Here is a 21,787-nt window from a genome sequence, read left to right as displayed (position 1 = left end):
CCAGTGGGTTTGGCGAAGGGCTGGCTTCCCTGAAATCGTGACCGAGGCTCAGTCTCCGGCCGCCGTTGCCGCCACGGTTTCGAGCTGGCCGCGGATCCAGCGATGGGCCGGGTCTTTCTGATAGCGCTGATGCCAGACCATGAACATTGGCAGCTCGGCCAGCGTCTTGGTTCGCGACGCCAGCGGAATCGGTACATGCGCAAAACCGCGCATCACACCGGAGGCGAGCAGGCTCGGCATGCTCGCCAGCATCTGCGAGCCGCGCAGGAAGGGCGGCACGCCGGAAAAGCTCGGCACGGAGATGGCGATGTCACGAAGAAAGCCGTTCGCCGCCAGCCGGCGGTCGAAGTCGAGCCGCTCGTTGTCGGTATAGACCACTGTGATGTGGCGTGCCGCGAGATAGGCGCTACGGCCGGCTGGCGCGGTGCGCGCCTTGGGATCGAAGTAGCAGACGTAATGATCGCTGAGCAGCCGCTTCTGTACGATGTCCACGCCGGATGGTGGCAGCGGCGTGACCATGAGATCGCAGCGGCTTTCGCGCAGCATCGCGGGCGACGGCGACTGCGAGGGGATCACGCGCAGGTTCAGGCTCCTGACCTGTCCCGCGACATGATCGAAGAACCGCGGCAACAGCAGATCGCGCTGGAAATCATTGGCGGCGATCGTCAGCGAAAGCTGCGCGCGTGCCGGCTCGAAGGTGACGCCGCCGGCAAAGCTGCGCATCTCGTCGATCAGCGCCCGCGCTTTCGCAGCCAATGCCTGAGCATGGGCGGTGGCGACGATGCCGCGGCCGGATTTGGCAAACAGCGGATCGCCCGCGATCCGCCGCAACTTGTTCAGCCCGTGACTGACCGCCGATTGCGTCAGACCAAGCCGCGTGGCTGCCGCCGTGACCGAGCCTTCCTCCAGCACGGCAAGGAACAGTTCGAGCGCGTGGCCGTCGAGCGCCAAATGATCGATTTCCTTCATGTAATTCATTATAATCGATCTATTTATCTTGAGAATAGATCGTCGCATGATCTCCCGATAAGCCGCGCCCCCACACCCGGGCGCCACAGGGAGAGACAACGCCGATGAATGTCCAGGCGCCAGCCTTGCAGGATCCCCGCCTCAACCGACCCGAGCCGTTCACCCCACGCGACGGTGGCTTCTTCCAGCGCGACCACTCGATCCATCCGCCGGCGCATGCGCCCGGCTACAAATCCTCGGTGCTGCGCTCGCCGCGCCAGCCGATGCTGTCGATCGAGAACTCGGTCTCGGAGATCACGGGTCCGGTGTTCGGCCACAACGATCTCGGTCCGCTCGACAATGATTTGATCCGCAACTACGCCAAGGATGGCGATCCCGTCGGCGAGCGCATCATCGTCCATGGCCGTGTGCTGGACGAGACCGGCCGCGGCGTGCCGAACACGCTGGTCGAGTTCTGGCAGGCCAATGCCGGCGGCCGCTACCGGCATAAGAAGGACACCTATCTTGCCCCGATCGATCCGAATTTCGGCGGCTGCGGCCGCGCGCTGAGCGACGACACCGGCTACTATTATTTCCGCACCGTGAAGCCGGGCCCCTATCCTTGGCGCAACTTCGTCAACAGCTGGCGTCCGGCCCACATCCACTTCTCGGTGTTCGGCTCGGGCTTTGCGCAGCGCCTGATCACGCAGATGTACTTCGAGGGCGATCCGCTGATTCCGGTCTGTCCGATCCTGACGACGATCCCGGACAAGGACGCGCTCGACCGCCTCGTGGCGCCGCTCGACCTCAACGCTTCGACGCCGTTCGACTCGCTCGCCTACCGCTTCGACATCGTGCTGCGCGGCCAGCGTTCCACCTATTTCGAAAATCGTACCGCGGGGAACTGAGCCAATGCCGCAGCCGCTCAACTATCTCAAGGAAACCGCCTCGCAGACCGCCGGGCCCTACGTCCATATCGGCCTGATCCCGGCCATGGCCGGCTTCGACATCTTCGAGAAGAACTTTTCCAACGTGCTGGTGACGCCACGCACGCAAGGCGAGCGTATCACGCTGGAGGGCCGGGTGTTCGACGGCGCGGGCACGCCGCTGCGCGACGTGCTCCTGGAAATCTGGCAGGCCAATGCGTCCGGCCGCTACAACCATCCGGCCGATCGTTCCGCCGGCGCGCCGGACGACGAGTTTCGCGGCTGGGGCCGCGCCGGCTCGGATTTCGACAGCGGCCTCATCACTTTCGAGACCATCAAGCCGGGCGCGATCACGGACAAGGCAGGTCGCAGATGCGCGCCATACGTCAATATCTGGATCGTCGCGCGCGGCATCAACATCGGTCTCAATACGCGACTCTATTTCTCCGACGAAGAAGCCGCGAATGCCGCCGACCCCGTGCTCAACCTGGTCGAGCCGCCGGCGCGGCGCGCGACGCTGATCGCCACGCGCGGCGAGCGTGCCGGCAAGGTCGTGTACTCTTTCACGATCAATCTGCAGGGGGCGGAGGAGACAGTGTTCTTCGACGTCTGACGATCCGGCGGTCGTCCCGCACGATCATTCCACCTGGTCGCCTCGATTGATCGATCCGCGCGTGGTGGCTTGCTGTGGTTGCTGGCGCATCTCGCGCGATCCCGGCCGCTCGGCCGGGGCGCGCCCCACTCTTGGCTTCAACTCCGTCAGATCGATGAAGACGTCAGCCTGCCGGCGCAGTTCGTCGGCTACCATGGGAGGCTGGCTCGCAAGCGTCGACACGACCGTCACGCGGACGCCGCGGCGTTGCACGGCTTCCACCAGTGAACGAAAATCCCCATCGCCCGAGAACAGCACGATCTGATTGACGTGCTCGGCGAGTTCCATGGCATTCACGGCGAGTTCCACATCCATGCTGCCCCTCATCTTGCGGCGGCCGGTCGTGGCGTCAACGAACTCCTTGGCGAGCTTGGTGACGACGGTGTACCCGTTATAGTCGAGCCAATCGATCAATGGGCGTATTGACGAGTATTCCTGATCCTCGCTCACGGTCGTGTAGTAGAAGGCTCGCAGCAGCGTACCTCGGCCGTGAAATTCGCCGAGCAGGCGCCTGTAGTCGATATCGAAACCGAGCGCCTTGGTGGCGGCATAGAGATTGGGGCCATCGATGAAGACCGCAATCTTCTCAAGCGAAGACATTCTGCACAAATCCCCAGTTCCGCATGGAAGCCGGCGGGTTCAGCCGTCAGGGCTGCGTGCCGGCCGGAAAACGCCGAAGTCGCCGATGGCCCGCGGAAAAAGGCGGCGCGCAGACGGCCGGAGGGAGGGCCGTCCCGCGCCAGTTAAGGGAGGTTGCTGCGATCAGCGTCAGGATTCCGAATGCAGTCACCTTATGGCGTGCGCATGCCACGCTCAATTGTACGGAGGTAAACGGCGCGTATCCAAAGGGTTGGATGCTCTATACGAAGGTAAGTGGCGCGTCAGGTCGGATCTCGACAGCCCGGCGCGATCACGGATACGGCCGGCCGCAAATGCGCGCCGCACGTCGATGTCTGGATTGTTGCGCGCGCCCGAGGACCGGTTCTTCGACGCGGGATGCCTCAAGCTTCGCCGCCATGGAGCTGGGCGCGAAAGGCGCGCGGCGACAGGCCCGTGGCTGCGGCATAGACGCGGCTGAAATAGGCGGGATCCTCGAAGCCGAGCGCATAGGCGATCGTCGAGACCGGCAAATTGGTGTAGACGAGGTTGCGACGCGCCTCGCGGATCAGCCGGTTGAGGATCAGGTGCGAGGCGGTGTCGCCGGTCGCCGCCCGCGTCAGCCGGTTGAGATGGGTCGGCGTGATCGACAGCGCACCTGCATAGTCCGCAACGCTCCAGCGTTCCAGATGATGCTGTTCCAGCAGCGCCTCGAAGCGGCGGAACAGCCCGCTTTCCGCCGTACCGTTGCCGCCGCTCTCGCTGGTGAGCGCGCGGGCCACCAGCCCGATCATGGCCGCCGACAGTGCACGCAGCACGTGCGCGCGGCCGAAATCGCGCGCGGCGTGCTCGGCGAAGATCTGCTTCATGGTGGTGCGGATCTGCGGCGTGCCGCGCACCACGGCCGATCGTGACAAGGCGCCGCGTAGTCCTTCCGAGGCAAGCAGTGCCTCGTCCAGAATTTCCGCGGCGATGGTCAGCACCCAGCCCTGGGTATCGGGCTCGAAGCGGAAGCCGTGGACATGGCCGACCGGCACGTTGACGACCTGCATCGGCCGGAGCGGCACCGCGCGCCCGTCGAGCGTCGCCTCGCCGCCGCCGCGCTCGATCAGCAGCACCTGGTGCAGCCGGGCATGGCGATGCACGGCCAGCGTCCAGTCGTGCAGCACCGAGCGCGAAGCGATCGTCTCGCAATGCACGACGTCGGGCAGATCGCCGGACTCGCCGAAGAGGTTGTAGACCCGGATTGCCGGGGCTGAGGCTGTGCTTCTCATGTTCGAATAGTACAAGACAAAGACGAAACCCTCCATCGGTTTGCGGCGTCGTATCTGCAAAAAACGCAGCGACGGACGTAAAAATGAAAGTTCAGGTCTGCATCATCGGCGGTGGGCCGTCCGGGCTGCTGTTGTCCCAGCTTCTGCACCTGAAGGGCATCGACACTGTCGTGCTGGAGAAATACAGCCGCGACCACGTGCTCGCCCGCATCCGTGCCGGCGTGCTCGAGCACGGCTTCGCCAGGTTGATGCGCGAGGCGCAGTGCGGCGAGCGGATGGACGGCGAGGGCGAGATCCACAACGGTTTCGAGATCGCGCATGACGGCGTGCTCTCCCATATCGACCTGCACAAGCATTCCGGCGGCAATTCGGTGCTGGTCTACGGCCAGACCGAGCTGACGCGCGACCTCTACGAGGCGCGCGATCGCCTCGGCGGCAAGGTCGTGCACAACGCCGAGGACGTGACGCCACACGATCTGACGTCGGACCGGCCCTACGTGACCTATCGATCGAACGACGAGATCGTCCGCATCGATTGCGATTACGTCGTTGGCGCCGACGGCTTTCACGGCGTCAGCCGCAGGTCCATCCCGAAGGACGTGCTGCGCGAATACGAGAAGGTGTATCCGTTCGGCTGGTTAGGGGTGCTGTCGCGCACGAAACCGGTATCGCCCGAGCTGATCTATGTGAAGCATGAACGCGGCTTTGCGCTCTGCTCGCTGCGCTCACAAGTGCTGAGCCGCTACTACGTCCAGGTGCCGTTGACCGACAAGGTGGAGGACTGGAGCGACGATGCGTTCTGGACGGAGCTGAAGCGCCGCCTGCCGGACGAGGTCGCCGGCCGCCTGATCACCGGGCCCTCGATCGAGAAGAGCATCGCGCCCCTGCGTAGCTTCGTCGCCGAGCCGATGAGCTACGGCCGCCTGTTCCTCGCCGGCGATGCCGCCCACATCGTGCCTCCGACCGGCGCGCGCGGGCTCAACAGCGCGGCGTCTGACATCTATTACCTCTACCACGCCATGTTGGCGCATTATCAGCACGGCGACGATTCCGGGCTCAAGGGGTATTCCGCCAAGGCGCTTGCGCGGATCTGGAAAGCGCAACGCTTCTCGTGGTGGATGACGATGCTGCTGCATCGTTTTCCCGACCGTTCCGAATATGAGGAACGGCTTCAGCAGACGGAGCTGGAATATCTGCTCTCGTCCGAGACCGCGCAGCGCCTGCTTGCGGAGAATTACGTGGGCCTGCCGTTTTAGGTAGTGGCAGTCGCCTGCTGTGCTGAGCCGCAGTGAAGATCAAATGACTCAGCATATCTGCCCGTTGTCGCCCCAGTCGCAAATGTGACCGGGCCAGCCCCGGACCGACGGACCGAACCATATTGGAATGCCGTCCCAGAAAATCCAGCGGCCATCCGGTTCAAGCGGAAGCTTGTAGGACCTGCTGACGGTGGCGGAATGGTTCATATCAAAGGGCGCGCGTATTATGACGCGTCGCTTCTCGCGAGCCATGGCGGACGTTGTGAGCATAGCGATCGCGATCAATCCAATCGACAAGAGCTTGATTGGGGACATCGAACTTGCCTTTTAGCCCTTGATAGGGGCTGCAACCTTAGCCCGTTTCTTCAACCTTGGGCAGGCGGAACCTATCCGAGTTGTCATGGCGCATTTGCGCCAGTTGAAAACGCACCGGGCCGCGGCGGCAACTACTTTCCTTCCAGCGTGTTGACCGGTGTCCAATCCGGCGGCGGTGGATTGGCCGCGAGGGCTTGGGCGCGCTTTGCGAACAGCGTTGACGCTGGATCGGTCTTTGCCATCGTCTCGAACGCCTCGGCCGCCTTTGCGAACTCCCGCGCCCGCCAGTAGGCCAGCCCCTCCGCATACGCCGCGCCCACCTTTGTTTGCGCCGCGCTCTCCGCGCCCTTGTCCGCCAGCGGCTCGAACACCTTGATTGCCTCGCCGCGGCCGAGCACCCTGATCGCATCGAGCTCACGCCAGGCGAAAGTGTCGCCGGTCTGCGCCATCGTCGTTTCCGAGGCCATGATGGCGGTGCCGTAATATTTGTTGGCGCCCTCGAGGCGCGAGGCGACGTTCACGGTGTCGCTCATCACGGTGTAGTTGAAGCGACGGCGCGAGCCGATATTGCCGACCACGGCCTCGCCGCTGTTGAGCCCGATGCGGTGCGACAGGCCGTGGCCCGCGAAGGCGGGATTGCTGGCGTTCAATTCCGCGAGCTTCTCGTGGCACTTCAGCGCGGCGTGAACCGCGTTGCGCGCGTGTACGGGATCGTCGGCCGGCGCGCCGAACATCGCGACGATGGAATCGCCGATATATTTGTCGACATAGCCGCCATGGCTCTCGATGATGTCGGTCATGGCCGAGAGATATTCGTTCATCAGCGTCACCAGCTCGCCCGGCGTCATCGTCTCGGCGATCGAGGAGAAGCCGCTGAGGTCGGAGAAGAACATGGTGACGTTGCGCATCTCGCCGCCGAGCGCCGGCATCTTGCCGGAGGCGACCATGGTGTTGATCACTTCGGGCGCCAGATAGAAGGCAAAGCTCTTGCGCAGAAAACGCTCGTCGCGATCGGCCAGCACGAAGCGGTAGCCGATCATCATCGCGAGCGCGGCAAGGCTCGCGAGCGCGGGCTCTGTCAAGGGCAGCGCCAGGGCATGCACGAACGCGCCGACCGCCACGGCGGCGTAAACGGCGGTGAGGGCGAGCCAGGCGATCACCGCGCCGCCGGGTGCGAGCATGCAGGCCGCGCAGGCGATGATCGCCGCGAACGCAATCGTGAGGACGGTCCGCGCCGGAAAGCCGAGCTCCGTCACGGCGTCGCGCTCGATCAGGTTTCGCACGACGGTGGCATGCACGAACACGCCGGCGATGTCGCTGCGGGCCTTCTGCGCGGTGCCGGCCGGGGCGGGCAGGGCGCAACGCGGTGCGGGCGAGCCGTCATATCCGCCGGAAAGCCGCATCGAGGTGAGCTTGCGGTCCTCGAAATTGAGGACGGTGCCGAGCAGCACAACCTTGCCGTCGAAGGCGCGGCGGAAGAAATCGCGGTCGCCTTTCTCGACGCAGGCACGCAGGTCGGCGAAAGAATAGGCCGGGACGTCGCGGCCCATGCCACGGTAGTTGAGCGTCAACGTGTTGGGGACCGCGCTCGGGATCGTGTAGCCGGGCAGCTGCATCGCGCCGGATGGTCCGTTCCCGGGCGTCGTGCCGAGCGCACGCGCGGCGAGCTCGACCGCCATCGCAGGGACAGGCTTGCCGTCGATGGCAAAGCTCAGCGGCATCCGCCGGATCACATCATCGGTGTCGGTATGCACGTTGAGGGCGCGGACAACGTTTTTCACCGCAAGTCGCTGTGCGGGGTAGGGCACATCCGGATGGTCATTGCTCAGGATCTCGCCAAGCACCAGCTTGCCGCCGTCGGAGAGTTGCCGGAGTGCGATGAGGTAGTCCCGGTCAAATCCCTTCAAGCGGCTGCCGAACGACGCGTCGCCAAAGGGAATTTCCGACTGCTCGATCGAGCTCGGAAAGATGACGTCGAAGCCGATCACCTTGGCGCCGCCCTCGCTGATGCTGGCGAGCACCCGGCCGATCTCGCGCGTCCAGGTCTGGGTCGGCGATCCCTTGAAGGGCGGCGTGTCGTAGGTCTCCCCGTCGATCGCAACCACGACGACCGGAGAAGCGGCGGGATCGCGGCGATCGCCGACAAGCTTCCAGCGCAGCGCCGTGAGGATATCGAGCGAGAGACCTTGCAGCGTCTGAAGCGGCGGGGACGTGAAGACTGCGCCCGCAACGAGCGCAATCAGGATCGCCGCAACGATGTCCCGTCCCCCGATCCGCCGCATCGCCCCGTCGCAGACCGCCTATTCGAGCCGCAGCAGGCGGCCGACGATCGGCGTCGACGATGATGTGGCGCTGGCATCGACCTGGAAGGCGTAGCGCTTGGCGCCGAGGATGGCGAGATAGCTGCCGCCCGGGGTCAGTGTCTTTCCGGCCTTGGCAAAGTCGTAGAACTTGCCACCGACCATGATCTCGCTCTTGAGCGGCACGCTGATCGTGGGCTCCTTGCCGTCGGTGCGTTCGATCACCAGCGTGCTGCCGCTCTTGGCCTGTACCAGCGGCGCGACGCCATAGAGCGTCGGCAGCTTGGCCGGCGGCGCTCCCTTCGCGTCCGATCGCATGGTGCGGAAGGTCGTTGCGGCGCTCTGGTTCGCCTCGCGCTCGGACAGTTTTGCCGCATTGGTATCGCAGGGCACCTTCTCGCGCTTGACCTCGCCGAGCTGTACGGTGCTCTGCTCGGCGCCGACCAGGACGACGCCTTCGCTGATGGTCTCGCGCTGGCAGGATTTGAGGTAGCTGAGCGTGACGCTGGCCTTGGGCCCGAGCTTGATGATCTTGCCCGGCGCCACATAGTCCATGAAGGCGATGCCGTCGACCTTGCCCTGGACGTCTTCGACGATCGCGGCCGGGGTCTCCGCCAAAGCGGGAGCCGCAAGACAGAACGCGCCGACACCAGCGCCGATCAGGCTTCTCATGGGAATTCTCATCCAATTCGACCGATAAATCGCCGGTCCCCGTCCTGGTTCGATGCTTAGCACCGGCGCGTCCAGACAAATGTGACCGGAATCACTCTTGGTTGTTGGTGCACTCTAGCAGGAACAGGTTCAAATCTGCGACCGGAGAAAAGCGAAGTCGCGGCAAGCTATTGGCCGGATGGATCATGTCAGGCGGCCGGGACGGGCTCAGGCAACCGGTCCTCGACCGCAGGGCTCTCTGCCGCACACTCTATAATAGGTGCGAGACGCGCTTCGGTCTTCTGATACGGCGTCGCCTGTTGACCGGCGGCGATTTCCACGACCTCGTCCCAGCGCGACAGGAAGGCCCCGACGCAGGCCGGGTCGAACTGCCGGCCCTGGTTCTCGACCAGATAGTCGCGCGCCACGTCGAGCGGCATCGGCTCTTTATATGGCCGACGCGTCGTCAGGGCGTCGAACACGTCGGCGACTGCGACGACGCGCGCGGCGACCGGGATCGCGTCTGCCTGAAGGCCGTTCGGATAGCCCGCGCCGTCCCAGCGCTCGTGATGGCCTGCGGCAATTTGCGCACCGAGCTGGATCAGCTCGCAGCTGGAATCCGCCAGGATCTTTTCGCCGATCGTCGCATGGGTGCGAATCACCGCCATCTCATCGTCGGTGAGCTTGCCGGGCTTGAGGAGGACATGATCGGGGATGGCGACCTTGCCGACGTCGTGCAGGGGCGCGGCCAGATAGATGTCGCGGCAGAGCCGGGGCGGCAGGCCGAGCTGCTCGGCGATGATGCGGCTGTAGCGGGCCACCCGCAGCGTGTGCTCGCCGGTGTCGTTGTCGCGGTATTCGACCGCGAGCGCGAGCCGCAGGATGATCTCTTCCTCGCGCTCACCGAGCTTCCGGGTCGCGGCGGCGACCGCGCTCGCGAGATCGGCGGCACGGTCGTTCTGCTTGCGTACGGCTGCACCAAGGCGCACCAGATTGCGCAGGCGCACCGTCATCTCCAGGCTCTGTGGCTGTTTCGGTAAGAAATCGGTTGCACCAACCTGCAGCGCTTCCATCTTGACGTCATCGGTCTGTCGCGACGTGATCATCGCGATCGGGATGTCGGCGCAGCCGGGCAGGGTGCGGAAGGCGCGGATGAAGCTGATGCCGTCCATATGCGGCATCTCGTAGTCGACCAGCACGAGGTCGAAGACGCGCTCGCGTGCGCGAGCCAGCGCCTCGACGGGATCGAGGAAAGTCGTGGCCTCGACCAGGCCTTCGGCTTCGATATGACGTTTCAGGAAATTGAGGACAGAGCGGCTGTCATCAACCAAAAGCGCTTGGGTCAGCATCGGCGGCCGGTCTCGTTCGGATGGCGAGGCGTGACCTCCACGAATAGCCGCTGCGATTTAACGCGGAGCAAACGTCCGGGCTGCGGCGAACTGACTCAAGACTGCGCACAACGCATGAGAAATGAGCGAACCATGCACGCCTGCATGCATGCGCGAAGTTCTAGGGTTTGTGACCCGTAGTTGTACGGTGATGCCCATTAGGGGTTTGCACACTCTCCCAAGGGAATAGTCGCCGTGCGGGATTCGCGTCATGCGTGCAGCGAATCCCGAGGAAATCTGGGGGACGAATGCCGTCTGATGTCACTGAGCCGAAGTGGTCCCTACGGCTGCCTGCAGATTGCAGCATCGCTGCGATCCGCAGCGTCTATGACCTGATCCGAGAGGCTTTCGGCCGGCAGGACCGGCTCGAGATCGATTGTTCGAGCGTCGACAAGGCCGACGTAACCTCGATCCAGCTTCTGCTGTCGACCGCCAGGACGGGCGAGGCCCAGGGCCGCCCGGTGGTGCTCACATCATTCTCCCAGTCTCTGCGCAACACCCTTCGCCGCGCCGGCTTCGCCAGCGATGCGATGATCGAACAGCACTTCCCGCAAAAGAAAGATGGCACCTGATGGCCACGATTCTCACGGTCGACGATTCCCCCAGCATCCGTCAGATGATCAAGGTCGTGCTCGAGCCGGCCGGTCACAACGTGATCGAGGCCGGCGACGGCGCGCAAGGGCTCGCCAAGGCGCAGGCCGGCAAGCTCGACCTCGTCATCACCGACCTCAACATGCCCGTCATGAACGGGCTGGAGCTGATCCGGGCGCTGCGCAAGCTGCCGAGCGCGGTCGGCATGCCGATCGTGTTCCTGACCACCGAATCCAATGACACGGTGAAGCAGGAAGCCAAGAGCGCCGGCGCCACCGGCTGGATCACCAAGCCGTTCAAGCCCGAGCAGCTGCTCGCCGTGGTCGGCAAGCTGGTGCGTGCATGAGTGCGATGGACCCGACCGAGGTCTTTCGCCAGGAAGCCAGCGAGCTGTTCGAGGTCCTGGAAGGGGCCCTGCTCGATCTCGGCCAGCGTCCCGACGACCGCGAGCTGGTCGATTCCGCCTTCCGCGCCCTGCATACGATCAAGGGCTCGGGCGCCATGTTCGGCTTCGACAAGGTCGCCTCCTTTACCCACGAATTCGAGACCGCGTTCGACCGCGTCCGCAAGGGCGAGATCAAGCCGACGCAGGAGCTGATCTCGGTCGCGCTTGCGGCCAAGGACTATATCCGGGCGCTGATCGAGGATCCGCAGTCGACCGACGACATCATCGGCGAGGCCATCCTCGACGATCTCAAGCGCTTCGTGTTTCCCGACCAGCCTGCCGCTCCTGTCGCCGAAATCGCCGAAGCGCCGCCGCTGGCCCCCAGTGAGAGCAAGCAGACCGGCTGGCACCTGTATCTGGAATTTGAATCCCACATCCTGCGCAACGGCTCGAACCCGCTCGATCTGCTGGAAGACCTTTGCAAGCTCGGCCCGTGCTTCGTCGTGCCCGTGACCGACGGCATCCCGTTCCTCGACGAGATGGAGCCGGAAGACTGCTATCTGAAGTGGGACGTCAAGCTGCACGCGGCCTGCGACAAGGACGCGATCGACGACGTCTTCATGTTCGTCCAGGACGAGATGAAGCTGACGCTCTCGCCGCTTGAGCAGGTCGAAGCGCCCGCGCCGCTACCGTTGTTCCAGCTTCTCGACGAGGAGCCGACACCGGTGGCCGAGATGGCCGCGCAGGCGGTCGAGGTCGCTGCCGCGCCCGTCGCCGCGCAGCCCCCCGTCAAGGCAGAGCCGAAGCCGGAAGCCAAGCTTGAATCGAAGTCTGAACCGAAACCCGAGGCCAAGCGTGACGATCGCGGCATCGCCACCGTCCGCGTCCAGGCCGAGCGTCTCGACGAGTTGATGGACCGGGTCGGCGAGCTCGTCATCGCCCAGGCGCGGCTGACGCAGCTCGCCTCGTCCGGTTCGGATCTCTCGATCAAGATGATCGCCGAGGAAATCGAGCGCCTTGCCTCCTCCTTGCGTGACACCACAATGGGCGCGCGCATGGTACCGATCGGCTCGCTGTTCGGCCGCTTCCGCCGCCTGGTGCACGATTTGTCGCGCGACCTGTCGAAGCCGGTCGAATTCGTCACCACGGGCGAGGACACCGAGCTCGACAAGACCATGATCGAGTGCCTGGCCGATCCGCTGGTTCACCTGATCCGCAACGCCATCGACCATGGCATCGAAGACACCGCGACCCGCTCCGCCAACGGCAAGACGGAGCAGGGCCGGATCGAGCTCGCGGCTGTTCATTCCGGTGCGCAGGTGCTCGTCACCGTGAAGGACAATGGCGGCGGCCTCAACACCGCGCGCATCCGCGCGAAAGCGGAAGAGCAGGGGCTGATCGCCTCCGGCGCCGTACTGACCGATCACGAGATCCACCAGTTCCTGTTCCACCCGGGCTTCTCGACCGCGCAGACCATCTCGGCGCTGTCGGGCCGCGGCGTCGGCATGGACGTGGTCAAGCGCACCATCGAGACCATGCGCGGCACGATCGACCTGTCGACCCGGCCGGGCCAGGGCACCACGGTGACGCTGCGCCTGCCGCTGACGCTCGCGATCATCGAGGGTCTTTTGATCCGCGTCGGCGAGGGCCGCTACATCATTCCGTTGTCGGCGGTGGAGGAGTGCGTCGAGCTGACGGCAGAGGACGAGCGCTCCCGCGGCCGCAACTTCCTCAACGTGCGCGGCAACCTCGTGCCGTTCCTGCGCTTGCGCGAGATCATGACCGCATCGGGCGCGCCCGACCGGCACCAGAAGACGATCATCATCTCGACCGGCGAAACCCGCGTCGGCCTGGTCGCCGACCAGATCATCGGCAACCACCAGACCGTGATCAAGTCGCTCTCCAAGCTGCACTCCGACGTCACGATCTTCTCCGGCGCGACCATTCTGGGCGACGGTACGGCGGCGCTGATCCTCGATGTCGCACAGCTCGTCGCGATGGCGCAGTCGAAGGTCGAGAAGCAGCACATCAGCGAGGCGGCGTGATGAACGAGGCGCATACGGAGGAACATCAGGTCGACGCGATGCAGGTCGTGATGATCGGTCTCGGCGAGGAGAAATTCGCGCTCGACGCCGGCCTCGTCCGCGAGATCATCGATCCCGTGCCGGTGACCAGGGTGGCGGGCGCGCGGGCCTTCGTTCCGAGCGTCATCAACGTGCGCGGCAACGTCATTCCGCTCGCCGACCTGCGCATTCGCTTCGGCATGCCGCAGCTCGACGACTCCGCCGACACGCGCATCGTCGTCATCGAGATCGAACTGGACGGCGAGCCGGTGCTGGTCGGCGTCACCGCCGACAAGGTCTATGAGGTCACCGAAATATCGCAGACCGACGTGCAGCAGACACCGCGCGTCGGCATGCACTGGAAGCCGGAGTTCATTCGCTTCATTGCCAAGTGGCGCGAAGAGTTCGTCATCGTTCCGAACATGGAACGCATCCTGAATTGAGATGAGGTCTCGGGCGAGACTGGGGTAGGGGCTGGAAATGAGATTTACGGTCAAGGCAAAGCTTGCCATCGCGTTCGGTGTGGTCCTGTTGCTGTCGATGGCGGCGGGTGGCCTCGCTTATGTGAAACTGAGCGAGATGATCGACACCGCCGACAGTCTGGTGTCGCGCGCGGGCCGAATGGACCGTGCGGCGGAAATCGAAAAGGGAGTTCTGTCCCAGGTTCGGGCCGAGAAGAACCTGCTTCTCGCGCCGGATAGCGAGGCCGACCGCTTCATCGCCGAGATCGCCAAGCAACGTGAGACGCTGCTGAAACTGAAAGAGGAGATCCATGGACAGGCTTCTGCCGAGGGCAAGAAGCTGATCGAGAATTTCGGCGCCGCCTACGTCCGGATGAATGCCATTCAGGACGACGTCCTCAAGACCGCCAGGACCGACAGGACGAAGGCCGTCGAGCGCTCGTCGATTGAGGCTCGCAAGGCGGCCGGCGAGGCGATGGAAGCCGCCAGCGTCTACGTAACCAACGTCAAGAAGAACATGGCCGCTCAGACGGCCCAGGCTCACGAGGACGGCAACCGCGCTCAGTTCCTGCTGATCTCGGCCGTGTTAGCATCGCTTGTGATCGGCCTGATCGCCGCGATCTGGATTTCCCTCAGCATTGCGCGTGGCCTCAGCCGCGCCGTCGGCCTTGCCGGCGCGGTGGCGAGTGGCGACCTCAGCCAGACGATCAACGTCTCCAGCAACGACGAGATCGGCGATCTGGTCAAATCGCTCAACATGATGGTCGAGAAGCTTCGGCAGGTCGTCGAGGAGGCTCTCACCGCTGCAAACAACGTCTCCGCCGGCAGCCAGGAGCTCTCGGCCAGTGCCGAGCAGCTCTCGCAGGGCGCGACCGAGCAGGCCTCATCCGCCGAGGAGGCCTCGTCCTCGATGGAAGAGATGGCCTCGAACGTGAAGCAGAATGCCGACAACGCCAACCAGACCGAGAAGATCGCTGCGCAGTCGGCCAAGGACGCGGAAGCCAGCGGCGTCGCCGTGGGGCGTGCCGTCAATGCGATGCAGACCATCGCCGAGAAGATCACGATCGTGCAGGAGATCGCGCGCCAGACCGACCTGCTCGCGCTCAACGCCGCGGTCGAGGCCGCGCGCGCCGGGGAGCACGGCAAGGGCTTTGCGGTGGTCGCCTCCGAAGTCCGCAAGCTCGCAGAACGCAGCCAGGCGGCGGCGGCCGACATCGGCACGCTGTCGACGGAAACCGTGAAGGTCGCGCGGGAAGCCGGCGACATGCTGTCCAAGCTCGTGCCCGACATCAAGAAGACTGCCGAGCTGGTCCAGGAGATCACCGCTGCCTGCCGCGAGCAGGACGTCGGCTCGGCCCAGATCAACCAGGCGATCCAGCAGCTCGACAAGGTCGGCCAGCAGAACGCCAGCGCCTCCGAGCAGGTGTCCTCGACCTCCGAGGAGCTCGCCTCGCAGGCCGAGCAGCTTCAGTCCACCATCTCGTTCTTCCGCATCGAGCATGCCGGCCGCGGCGAGGCTGCGGCGCCCGCGCCGATCGACCGTGCGGTCACCCAGCTCCGCGCCAAGGCCGCGCACATGGCGGCAGCGGACCGCAGCGTCAAGAAGCCCGCGCCCGCCCGCAAGCCGGCGCGCGCGATGAAGGTCGCCAATGGCGGCGGCTTCGCCTTCGACATGCATGACGGCGAAGACGAACGCGACGCCGAGTTTCAGCGCTGACCGCAACTTGAAAACTATCTGACTCTGGACCGTACCATGGCCGCAACCTCGCAATATCTGACGCTCGGGCTCGCCGGCGAGACGTTCGGCATCAGCATCCGCAATGTCCGGGAAATTCTCGACATGCGGCCGATCTCACGGCTGCCGCATGCGCCGAATTTCCTGCTCGGCATGATCGACGTGCGCGGCAGCGGCTATCCCATCGTCGACCTCCGCACCAAGCTCGGCCTGCCGGCCGTGGAAGCGACTGAAGCGACCCGCATCATCATCCTCGACGTGCCGATGAAGGATCGCCTGGTCGGCGTCGGCTTCGTCGCCGATTGCGTGTTCGAGGTCACCGATATCGACGAGCAGGCGATCGAGCCCATCCCCGAGGTCGGCGGCAAATGGCAGTCCGACTATGCCGCCGGCATCGGCCGCAAGGGCGAGAAATTCGTCGTCATCTTCGATCTCGCCAAGCTGATGGCGAACGACGAGATCCCGGAAGGGCGCGATACCTCTCGCGCCGCCTGAATTTGCAAGCGTGAAGCGTGGTCAAGCGTAAGCACCCCAATTCGAACCAACGAGACTGACATGAGATTCACCGTCAAAGCCAAGCTTGCCAGCGCATTTGGCGTCGTCATCCTGCTGTCCATGATCGCGGGCGCGGTCGGGTACATGAAGCTGGCCGACATGGTCGGCACCACCGAGCTTCTGGTCAGCCGTGCGGGCCGGATGGAAAAGGCCGCCGAGCTGAAGGAAGGCATTCTGTTCCTCGTTCGCGCCGAGAAGAACTCGATCCTGGCGGCGAACGACGCAGAGCACGAGCAGTTCCGGGCTGACCTGATCAAGAATCGCGAAGCGGTTGCCAAGTCCAAGGACGAGATCTACGCGGCGGTCAGCGAAGGCGGCAAGAAGCTGATGGAGGTCTTCAACGTCGCCTTCGCCAAGCTGAACGCCTATCAGGACGAGACGGTCGCGCTCGCGAAGACCGACAAGCCGAAGGCCCTGGATCGCTCCATGCATGACGGCCGCAAGGTCGTTGCGGACGCGATCGAAGCGGCCGACGGTTACATCAAGAACGTCAAGAAGAACATGGCTGAGCAGGCCGAGCAGTCCAAGCAGGACGGTGCGCGCGCCGAGATGCTGCTGATGAGCCTGGTCATTGCCTCGCTGCTGATCGCCGCGGTCGCGGCGACCTGGATTGCGCTGAACATCAGCCGTGCCCTGGCGCAGGCGGTGGGCCTCGCTGATGCGGTGGCGATCGGCGATCTCAGCCACAAGATCGAGTCCTCCAGCAACGACGAGATTGGAGATCTCATCAAGTCGTTGAACGCGATGACGGTCAACCTCAACGCGACGGCGGCGCTCGCCAACCAGATCGCGCAGGGCGATCTCATGGTCGAGGCCAAACCGCTGTCGGACAAGGATACGCTCGGTCTCGCGCTCGAGCGCATGGTGGAGAAGCTCCGCAAGATCGTGTCGGAAGCCCTGACCGCGGCGCAGAACGTCTCCGCCGGCAGCCAGGAGCTCTCTGCCAGCGCCGAGCAGCTCTCGCAGGGCGCGACCGAGCAGGCCTCGTCCGCCGAGGAGGCCTCGTCCTCGATGGAGGAGATGGCCTCGAACGTGAAGCAGAACGCGGACAACGCCAACCAGACCGAGAAGATCGCCGCGCAGTCGGCCAAGGATGCCGAGGCCAGCGGTGCCGCCGTCGGCCGCGCCGTCAACGCGATGCAGACCATCGCCGAGAAGATCACGATCGTGCAGGAGATCGCGCGCCAGACCGACCTGCTCGCGCTCAACGCCGCGGTCGAGGCCGCGCGCGCCGGCGAGCACGGCAAGGGCTTTGCGGTGGTCGCGTCCGAAGTGCGCAAGCTCGCCGAACGCAGCCAGGCGGCAGCGGCCGAGATCGGCACGCTGTCGACTGAGACCGTCAAGGTCGCGCAGGAGGCCGGAAATATGCTCTCCAAGCTCGTCCCTGATATCAAGAGGACGGCAGAGCTCGTCGAGGAAATCACCGCCGCCTGCCGCGAGCAGGACGTCGGCTCGGCCCAGATCAACCAGGCGATCCAGCAGCTCGACAAGGTCGGCCAGCAGAACGCCAGCGCTTCCGAACAGGTCTCCTCGACCTCGGAGGAGCTCGCCTCGCAGGCCGAGCAACTTCAGTCGACGATCGCCTATTTCCGCATCGAGCAGGGACGCAGCCAGGCCGCCGCGCCGATCGACCGGGCGGTGAACCAGCTCCGCGCCAAGGCGGCGACAATGGCGGCCGTCGAGCGGCCGGCCAAGAAGCCGCAGGCGAGGCCGGCGCGCGCCGTGAAGGCGGCCGGTGGCGGCGGCTTTGCCTTCGACATGAACGACGGCGAGGACGATCGGGATGCCGATTTCCAGCGCTGAGACCCGTCAGGAGGTCGGCCCATCCTTCACCGATGGGCCGATCCGCCGTCAGTGATCGTGTAAATGCGTGGGATTCAAGATGGCCCGTTCGGCCCGACATTCAGTGCAGGCAGCCATCGCGGATCGGGGCATTCAGCCATGATGCCCGCCGTGCAGGATACGGTCGTCCATCTGTCCGACCGCCACTTCCGGACCATCGCCGAACTGATCGAGGGCCAGGTCGGCATCAAGCTGCCGCAGGGCAAGCGGCTGATGCTGGAGGGGCGGCTGCACAAGCGCGTGCGCGCGCTGAACTTCTCCGACCTCAATGAATATGTCGACAACCTGTTCGAGGCCGAACATTTCGACGCCGAGCTCACCCATCTCATCGATGTTGTGACGACCAACAAGACCGACTTCTTCCGGGAGCCCCAGCACTTCACCTTCATGAGTGACGTCGCGATCCCGGCCCTGCTCAAGTCGCACGGACGGAAAAACGCGAACCTGAAGATCTGGAGCTCGGCAAGCTCCACCGGCATGGAAGCCTACACCACCGCCATGGTGCTGGACGACATGACGCGGAACGGCTCGCGGTTTCAGTACCGCATCCTCGGGACCGACATCTCGACCGCGGTGTTGCGGCTTGCCAAGACCGCGATCTACACCCGTGACGTGCTCGCGCCGGTACCGGAGCCATTTTTGAAGCGATATTTCCTGTCGTCACGCGACAGGTCGCGCGGCGAGGTACGGGTGGTGCCGGAATTGCGGCGCATGACGCATTTCATGAGGATGAACCTCATGGATAAGTCCTACCCCGTCGACCGGGACGTCGACATCATCTTCTGCCGCAACGTCCTGATCTATTTCGAGCGTGAGACCCAGCGCAAGGTGGTCGAGCAATTGTGCAGCCATTTGCGGCCTGGCGGTTATTTGCTGGTCGGACATTCGGAATCGATGATTCACAGTGCCGTCCCTGGTCTGAAACAGGTTCAGCCCACCATTTTCCAGGTCTGATTGGAGCCACGCGAGATGCCGAAGGAGAAAGTTCGCGTACTGATCGTGGACGATTCGGCGTCGGTTCGCCAAATCCTGCAAACGATCCTCAACGACGACCCTGACATCGAGGTGATGGGGACGGCCTCCGATCCGTTCGCGGCGGCGCGCCGCCTCCAGAACGAAATCCCCGATGTCATGATCCTCGACCTGGAAATGCCGCGCATGGACGGCATGACGTTCCTGCGCAAGATCATGGCGCAGCGCCCGATCCCGGTGATCATCTGCTCCTCGCTCACCGAGGAAGGTTCCAACGTGATGTTCGAGGCGTTCGAGGCGGGCGCAGTCGACATCGTGCCGAAGCCGAAGATCGACACCCGGCAGGCGCTGTTCGAATGCTCGACGCGACTGCGCGAGGCCGTGAAATCGGCGGCGCGCGCGCGGGTCCGCCCGCGGGCGGAGCGCCGTACGATCGAGAGGAAGCTGACCGCCGACGCCATCATCCCGCCGCCGGTGCAGGGCAAGGTCCGGCCGACCACTGAACGCATCGTCTGCATCGGCGCATCGACCGGCGGGACCGAAGCGCTCAACGACGTCCTCGAGATGCTGCCGCCGCACTGTCCTCCCATCGTCATCGTCCAGCACATGCCGGCAGGGTTCACCGCCGCCTTCGCCAGGCGTCTCGACAGCGTCTGCCAGATCCGCGTCAAGGAAGCCGAGGACGGCGAGCCGGTGCTGCCGGGCTGCGCCTATATCGCGCCGGGCGCCCGTCACATGCTGCTCCAGCGCATCGGCCTGCGCTACCAGATCGCGATCAAGGACGGGCCGCCGGTGTCGCGGCATCGCCCCTCGGTCGACGTGCTGTTTCGCTCCGCGGCCCAGCATGCCGGCGCCAACGCGCTCGGCGTGATCATGACGGGCATGGGCGACGACGGCGCGCGCGGTATGCTGGAGATGCGCAAGCTCGGCGCCTCGACGCGCGCGCAGGACGAGGAGAGCTGCGTGGTGTTCGGCATGCCCAAGGAAGCCATCGCGCATGGCGGAGTCGAGAAGGTCGTCTCGCTGCATCATATCCCGCGCGAGATCATGCTCTGGTATCAGGCCGGACCCGTTGCGGTGGCAGGTTGATTGCGATGTCCGCCATTCCGGCCAACACACTCACCGAGGCGATCGTCGCGATCGAGGACGTCTCGTCGCGGATCGAGGACGTCTTCGCGCGCGTCGGTCACGAGCTCGGTCGCGGTCACCTCATCTTCAAGGAGCTGAACCAGGGCCTCGCGACGCTATCGGAGGAGCTCTCCGGCGCCGAGATCGAGGGCGCCGCCACCGCGCTACAGGAGATCGCCGCGCGGCTCAGCGAGCTGGCAGAGGCGCTGCCGGCCGAGAGCGCGCTGCTTGCGACCATCGGCACGAGCACGGCGGAGGCGTCCTCGCTGCTCAAGCCGCTGTTCAAGCACATCCAGATGATCACCATCATCGCGCGCAGCGCGCGGATCGAGGCGGCCTCGCTCGACGGCGATCGCGAGGGCTTTCTCGCCTTCACGCAGGAAGCCTATGATCTCGGCAAGGCGGTACAAGGTTCGATCGAGGGCTGCGCGCGGGACCAGCAGCGCCTGTCGGAAGCCGTTGCGACTGCCTCCGGCCGGCAGAAGGAGTTCGAGAGCCGTTATCGGAATCAATTGGTGTCGGAGAGCGCCGAGCTCGGCGCAGCCTATTCCGGATTGCGCGGCCAGCGCCGGGACAGCAGCCAGCTCGCCGACCTCGCGAGCACCAGCACGAGGAAGATCGCCGAGGCGGTCGGCGGCGCGATCATTTCCCTGCAGGCCGGCGACAGCACACGCCAGCGCCTCGAACATGTCTGCCATGGCCTCGGCCAGGCGTCGGAAGCTGCGCCGGGCCTCGTTCCCGAACGGGGCGCGAGCGAGGACGGCGCGCGCGCGATCTGCCAGTTGCAGGCGGCCCTGCTCAGGGACGCCCAGCGCGAATTCGGCGGCGACATCGGCCAGATCGTTCGCGCGCTCAGCGCCATCCTGCACGATGCGGGCAACGTCGTCGGCCATGGCCGCACGCTGTTCGGCGGCGAGGATGGCGGCTCGTCATCGTTCCTGGCGCGCATCAAGCAGGCACTGGCACATGCCTCGACACTGATCGCCACCTGCGAGAGCGCCGGCCGCTCGGTCGACGAGGCGCTCGCCATCGTCGAGGACACGCTGGCAAAGTTTCGCCAGGCTATCGCCGGGCTCGCCGAGGCGACCGTCGACATCACCCTGATCGGAATGAATGCCGGCCTCAAGGCGAGCCATCTCGGCAGCCGCGGCAGCGCTTTCGTCGTGATCGCCAACGAGCTCAAGGCCACCGCCGACCATGTCTCTGTGGGCGCGGGGCGCTTGCGGCCCGTGCTCGACGGCATCGAGCGCTCTGCGAACGAGCTGAAGGAGCTCCGCGTGCGGGGCGATCCCACGCAGCTCGGCAAGTTCGAGCCGCAGATCCTCCAGGCGCTGCGCGAGGTCGAGGTCGGCAACGAACGGCTCGGCAAGCTGATGAGCCGGCTCGTCGATGAAGGTGCGGAATTCGAAGGCCTGATGAATTCGGCGCAAGGTCTGATGAGCTCGCTGGGCGAGAGCTCCGCGGCCCTGCCTGCGGTTGCCGCGCGTCTCGAGACCGCGAGCGCGGGCACGCAGCAGCCGCAGCCGGAGGCGCAGGATCAGGCGATGCTCGACGATCTCTTCGCGCGCTACACGATGGAGCGCGAGCGGGACGTTCACCGCGAATTCCTGCAAGCGCTTGGCCTTGCGTCGATCGCCGCCACGCGCCGCGTCGATGCGGTCGAGACCGCGGATGACGGCATAGAGTTGTTCTGACGTTCGCCGCCGGCGTCGCGCGTCGGCGGCAATTCGACGGATTGGGTTTTCGGA

19 protein-coding genes are annotated in these 21,787 nt (G+C 65.0%); 13 read left to right on the top strand and 6 right to left on the bottom strand.

What is annotated here, in order from left to right; translation table 11 throughout:
- Positions 1-48: 48 nt before the first annotated feature.
- Entirely contained in the window at positions 49-978 is a 930-nt protein-coding gene (locus OWC48_RS39435) for a LysR family transcriptional regulator (RefSeq protein WP_282524836.1), read from the bottom strand.
- 95 nt (positions 979-1,073) lie between these two features.
- Here OWC48_RS39435 and pcaH point away from each other — a divergent pair, with 95 nt between their 5' ends.
- Both pcaH and pcaG read left to right on the top strand, forming a co-directional pair.
- Entirely contained in the window at positions 1,074-1,856 is a 783-nt protein-coding gene (gene pcaH, locus OWC48_RS39430; protein WP_282524835.1) for a protocatechuate 3,4-dioxygenase subunit beta, read from the top strand.
- Between the two features lie 4 nt (positions 1,857-1,860).
- Positions 1,861-2,487, top strand: coding sequence for a protocatechuate 3,4-dioxygenase subunit alpha (pcaG, locus tag OWC48_RS39425; RefSeq protein ID WP_282524834.1), 627 nt, complete (start codon positions 1,861-1,863; stop codon positions 2,485-2,487).
- 24 nt (positions 2,488-2,511) lie between these two features.
- Here the strand turns inward: pcaG and OWC48_RS39420 are convergent, their stop codons facing one another.
- Positions 2,512-3,126 (bottom strand): NYN domain-containing protein, encoded by a 615-nt coding sequence (locus tag OWC48_RS39420; RefSeq protein ID WP_282524833.1) that lies wholly within the window; start codon positions 3,124-3,126, stop codon positions 2,512-2,514.
- Between the two features lie 401 nt (positions 3,127-3,527).
- Positions 3,528-4,433, bottom strand: a complete 906-nt coding sequence (locus OWC48_RS39415; RefSeq protein WP_282524832.1) for a helix-turn-helix domain-containing protein — start codon at positions 4,431-4,433, stop codon at positions 3,528-3,530.
- A 47-nt stretch (positions 4,434-4,480) separates the two neighbouring features.
- Here OWC48_RS39415 and pobA point away from each other — a divergent pair, with 47 nt between their 5' ends.
- A complete protein-coding gene (pobA, locus tag OWC48_RS39410) occupies positions 4,481-5,653 on the top strand; it encodes a 4-hydroxybenzoate 3-monooxygenase (protein WP_282524831.1) in 1,173 nt (390 codons plus the stop codon).
- A gap of 446 nt (positions 5,654-6,099) precedes the next feature.
- On the opposite strand, the gene OWC48_RS39405 is transcribed toward pobA, so the two are convergent.
- From OWC48_RS39405 to OWC48_RS39395, 3 genes are all read right to left on the bottom strand, one after another.
- Positions 6,100-8,250 (bottom strand): adenylate/guanylate cyclase domain-containing protein, encoded by a 2,151-nt coding sequence (locus OWC48_RS39405; RefSeq protein WP_282524830.1) that lies wholly within the window; start codon positions 8,248-8,250, stop codon positions 6,100-6,102.
- Between the two features lie 18 nt (positions 8,251-8,268).
- Positions 8,269-8,940 carry a hypothetical protein gene (locus OWC48_RS39400; RefSeq protein WP_282524829.1) on the bottom strand — a complete coding sequence of 224 codons (672 nt, stop codon included), beginning with the start codon at positions 8,938-8,940 and terminating at the stop codon, positions 8,269-8,271.
- 188 nt (positions 8,941-9,128) lie between these two features.
- Positions 9,129-10,268 carry an HD-GYP domain-containing protein gene (locus tag OWC48_RS39395; protein WP_282524828.1) on the bottom strand — a complete coding sequence of 380 codons (1,140 nt, stop codon included), beginning with the start codon at positions 10,266-10,268 and terminating at the stop codon, positions 9,129-9,131.
- A gap of 287 nt (positions 10,269-10,555) precedes the next feature.
- Between OWC48_RS39395 and OWC48_RS39390 the strand changes: the two genes are divergently transcribed.
- The 10 genes from OWC48_RS39390 to OWC48_RS39345 all read left to right on the top strand — a co-directional run bounded on the left by OWC48_RS39390 (position 10,556) and on the right by OWC48_RS39345 (position 21,733).
- A complete protein-coding gene (locus OWC48_RS39390; RefSeq protein WP_282524827.1) occupies positions 10,556-10,879 on the top strand; it encodes a lipid asymmetry maintenance protein MlaB in 324 nt (107 codons plus the stop codon).
- Positions 10,879-11,244, top strand: a complete 366-nt coding sequence (locus tag OWC48_RS39385) for a response regulator (protein WP_008142319.1) — start codon at positions 10,879-10,881, stop codon at positions 11,242-11,244. Before OWC48_RS39390 ends, OWC48_RS39385 begins: the two co-directional genes overlap by 1 nt.
- Positions 11,241-13,328: a chemotaxis protein CheA gene (locus tag OWC48_RS39380; protein ID WP_282524826.1), complete on the top strand. Its 2,088-nt coding sequence runs from the start codon at positions 11,241-11,243 to the stop codon at positions 13,326-13,328. The genes OWC48_RS39385 and OWC48_RS39380 overlap by 4 nt, the downstream gene beginning before the upstream one ends.
- Entirely contained in the window at positions 13,328-13,789 is a 462-nt protein-coding gene (locus tag OWC48_RS39375) for a chemotaxis protein CheW (protein ID WP_282524825.1), read from the top strand. The genes OWC48_RS39380 and OWC48_RS39375 overlap by 1 nt, the downstream gene beginning before the upstream one ends.
- Positions 13,790-13,826: 37 nt before the next feature.
- The gene (locus OWC48_RS39370; protein WP_282524824.1) at positions 13,827-15,524 is read left to right on the top strand and encodes a methyl-accepting chemotaxis protein; all 1,698 of its coding nucleotides are present in this window, start codon (positions 13,827-13,829) and stop codon (positions 15,522-15,524) included.
- Between the two features lie 36 nt (positions 15,525-15,560).
- Positions 15,561-16,037: a chemotaxis protein CheW gene (locus OWC48_RS39365; RefSeq protein ID WP_063985241.1), complete on the top strand. Its 477-nt coding sequence runs from the start codon at positions 15,561-15,563 to the stop codon at positions 16,035-16,037.
- Between the two features lie 60 nt (positions 16,038-16,097).
- A complete protein-coding gene (locus tag OWC48_RS39360; RefSeq protein ID WP_282524823.1) occupies positions 16,098-17,900 on the top strand; it encodes a methyl-accepting chemotaxis protein in 1,803 nt (600 codons plus the stop codon).
- 138 nt (positions 17,901-18,038) lie between these two features.
- The gene (locus OWC48_RS39355) at positions 18,039-18,893 is read left to right on the top strand and encodes a protein-glutamate O-methyltransferase CheR (RefSeq protein WP_282524872.1); all 855 of its coding nucleotides are present in this window, start codon (positions 18,039-18,041) and stop codon (positions 18,891-18,893) included.
- A 15-nt stretch (positions 18,894-18,908) separates the two neighbouring features.
- Positions 18,909-20,000 (top strand): chemotaxis response regulator protein-glutamate methylesterase, encoded by a 1,092-nt coding sequence (locus tag OWC48_RS39350; protein WP_282524822.1) that lies wholly within the window; start codon positions 18,909-18,911, stop codon positions 19,998-20,000.
- 5 nt (positions 20,001-20,005) lie between these two features.
- The gene (locus OWC48_RS39345) at positions 20,006-21,733 is read left to right on the top strand and encodes a chemotaxis protein (protein ID WP_282524821.1); all 1,728 of its coding nucleotides are present in this window, start codon (positions 20,006-20,008) and stop codon (positions 21,731-21,733) included.
- Positions 21,734-21,787 lie beyond the last annotated feature (54 nt).

The organism is Bradyrhizobium sp. Arg816 (genome assembly GCF_029989365.1).
In the GTDB taxonomy this organism is placed as follows: domain Bacteria; phylum Pseudomonadota; class Alphaproteobacteria; order Rhizobiales; family Xanthobacteraceae; genus Bradyrhizobium.
This window is presented reverse-complemented; position numbering and strand designations above follow the sequence as displayed.

What these genes read in the sequence shown, in the direction of transcription:
- OWC48_RS39395 (WP_282524828.1), bottom strand. Translation starts at nt 10,268, where the DNA reads ATGCTGACCCAAGCGCTTTTGGTTGATGACAGCCGCTCTGTCCTCAAT.
- OWC48_RS39345 (WP_282524821.1), top strand. Translation starts at nt 20,006, where the DNA reads ATGTCCGCCATTCCGGCCAACACACTCACCGAGGCGATCGTCGCGATC.
- OWC48_RS39375 (WP_282524825.1), top strand. Translation starts at nt 13,328, where the DNA reads ATGAACGAGGCGCATACGGAGGAACATCAGGTCGACGCGATGCAGGTC.
- OWC48_RS39380 (WP_282524826.1), top strand. Translation starts at nt 11,241, where the DNA reads ATGAGTGCGATGGACCCGACCGAGGTCTTTCGCCAGGAAGCCAGCGAG.
- OWC48_RS39370 (WP_282524824.1), top strand. Translation starts at nt 13,827, where the DNA reads ATGAGATTTACGGTCAAGGCAAAGCTTGCCATCGCGTTCGGTGTGGTC.
- OWC48_RS39365 (WP_063985241.1), top strand. Translation starts at nt 15,561, where the DNA reads ATGGCCGCAACCTCGCAATATCTGACGCTCGGGCTCGCCGGCGAGACG.
- pcaH (WP_282524835.1), top strand. Translation starts at nt 1,074, where the DNA reads ATGAATGTCCAGGCGCCAGCCTTGCAGGATCCCCGCCTCAACCGACCC.
- OWC48_RS39355 (WP_282524872.1), top strand. Translation starts at nt 18,039, where the DNA reads ATGATGCCCGCCGTGCAGGATACGGTCGTCCATCTGTCCGACCGCCAC.
- OWC48_RS39385 (WP_008142319.1), top strand. Translation starts at nt 10,879, where the DNA reads ATGGCCACGATTCTCACGGTCGACGATTCCCCCAGCATCCGTCAGATG.
- pcaG (WP_282524834.1), top strand. Translation starts at nt 1,861, where the DNA reads ATGCCGCAGCCGCTCAACTATCTCAAGGAAACCGCCTCGCAGACCGCC.
- OWC48_RS39360 (WP_282524823.1), top strand. Translation starts at nt 16,098, where the DNA reads ATGAGATTCACCGTCAAAGCCAAGCTTGCCAGCGCATTTGGCGTCGTC.
- OWC48_RS39390 (WP_282524827.1), top strand. Translation starts at nt 10,556, where the DNA reads ATGCCGTCTGATGTCACTGAGCCGAAGTGGTCCCTACGGCTGCCTGCA.
- OWC48_RS39405 (WP_282524830.1), bottom strand. Translation starts at nt 8,250, where the DNA reads ATGCGGCGGATCGGGGGACGGGACATCGTTGCGGCGATCCTGATTGCG.
- OWC48_RS39350 (WP_282524822.1), top strand. Translation starts at nt 18,909, where the DNA reads ATGCCGAAGGAGAAAGTTCGCGTACTGATCGTGGACGATTCGGCGTCG.
- pobA (WP_282524831.1), top strand. Translation starts at nt 4,481, where the DNA reads ATGAAAGTTCAGGTCTGCATCATCGGCGGTGGGCCGTCCGGGCTGCTG.
- OWC48_RS39400 (WP_282524829.1), bottom strand. Translation starts at nt 8,940, where the DNA reads ATGAGAAGCCTGATCGGCGCTGGTGTCGGCGCGTTCTGTCTTGCGGCT.
- OWC48_RS39420 (WP_282524833.1), bottom strand. Translation starts at nt 3,126, where the DNA reads ATGTCTTCGCTTGAGAAGATTGCGGTCTTCATCGATGGCCCCAATCTC.
- OWC48_RS39415 (WP_282524832.1), bottom strand. Translation starts at nt 4,433, where the DNA reads ATGGAGGGTTTCGTCTTTGTCTTGTACTATTCGAACATGAGAAGCACA.
- OWC48_RS39435 (WP_282524836.1), bottom strand. Translation starts at nt 978, where the DNA reads ATGAATTACATGAAGGAAATCGATCATTTGGCGCTCGACGGCCACGCG.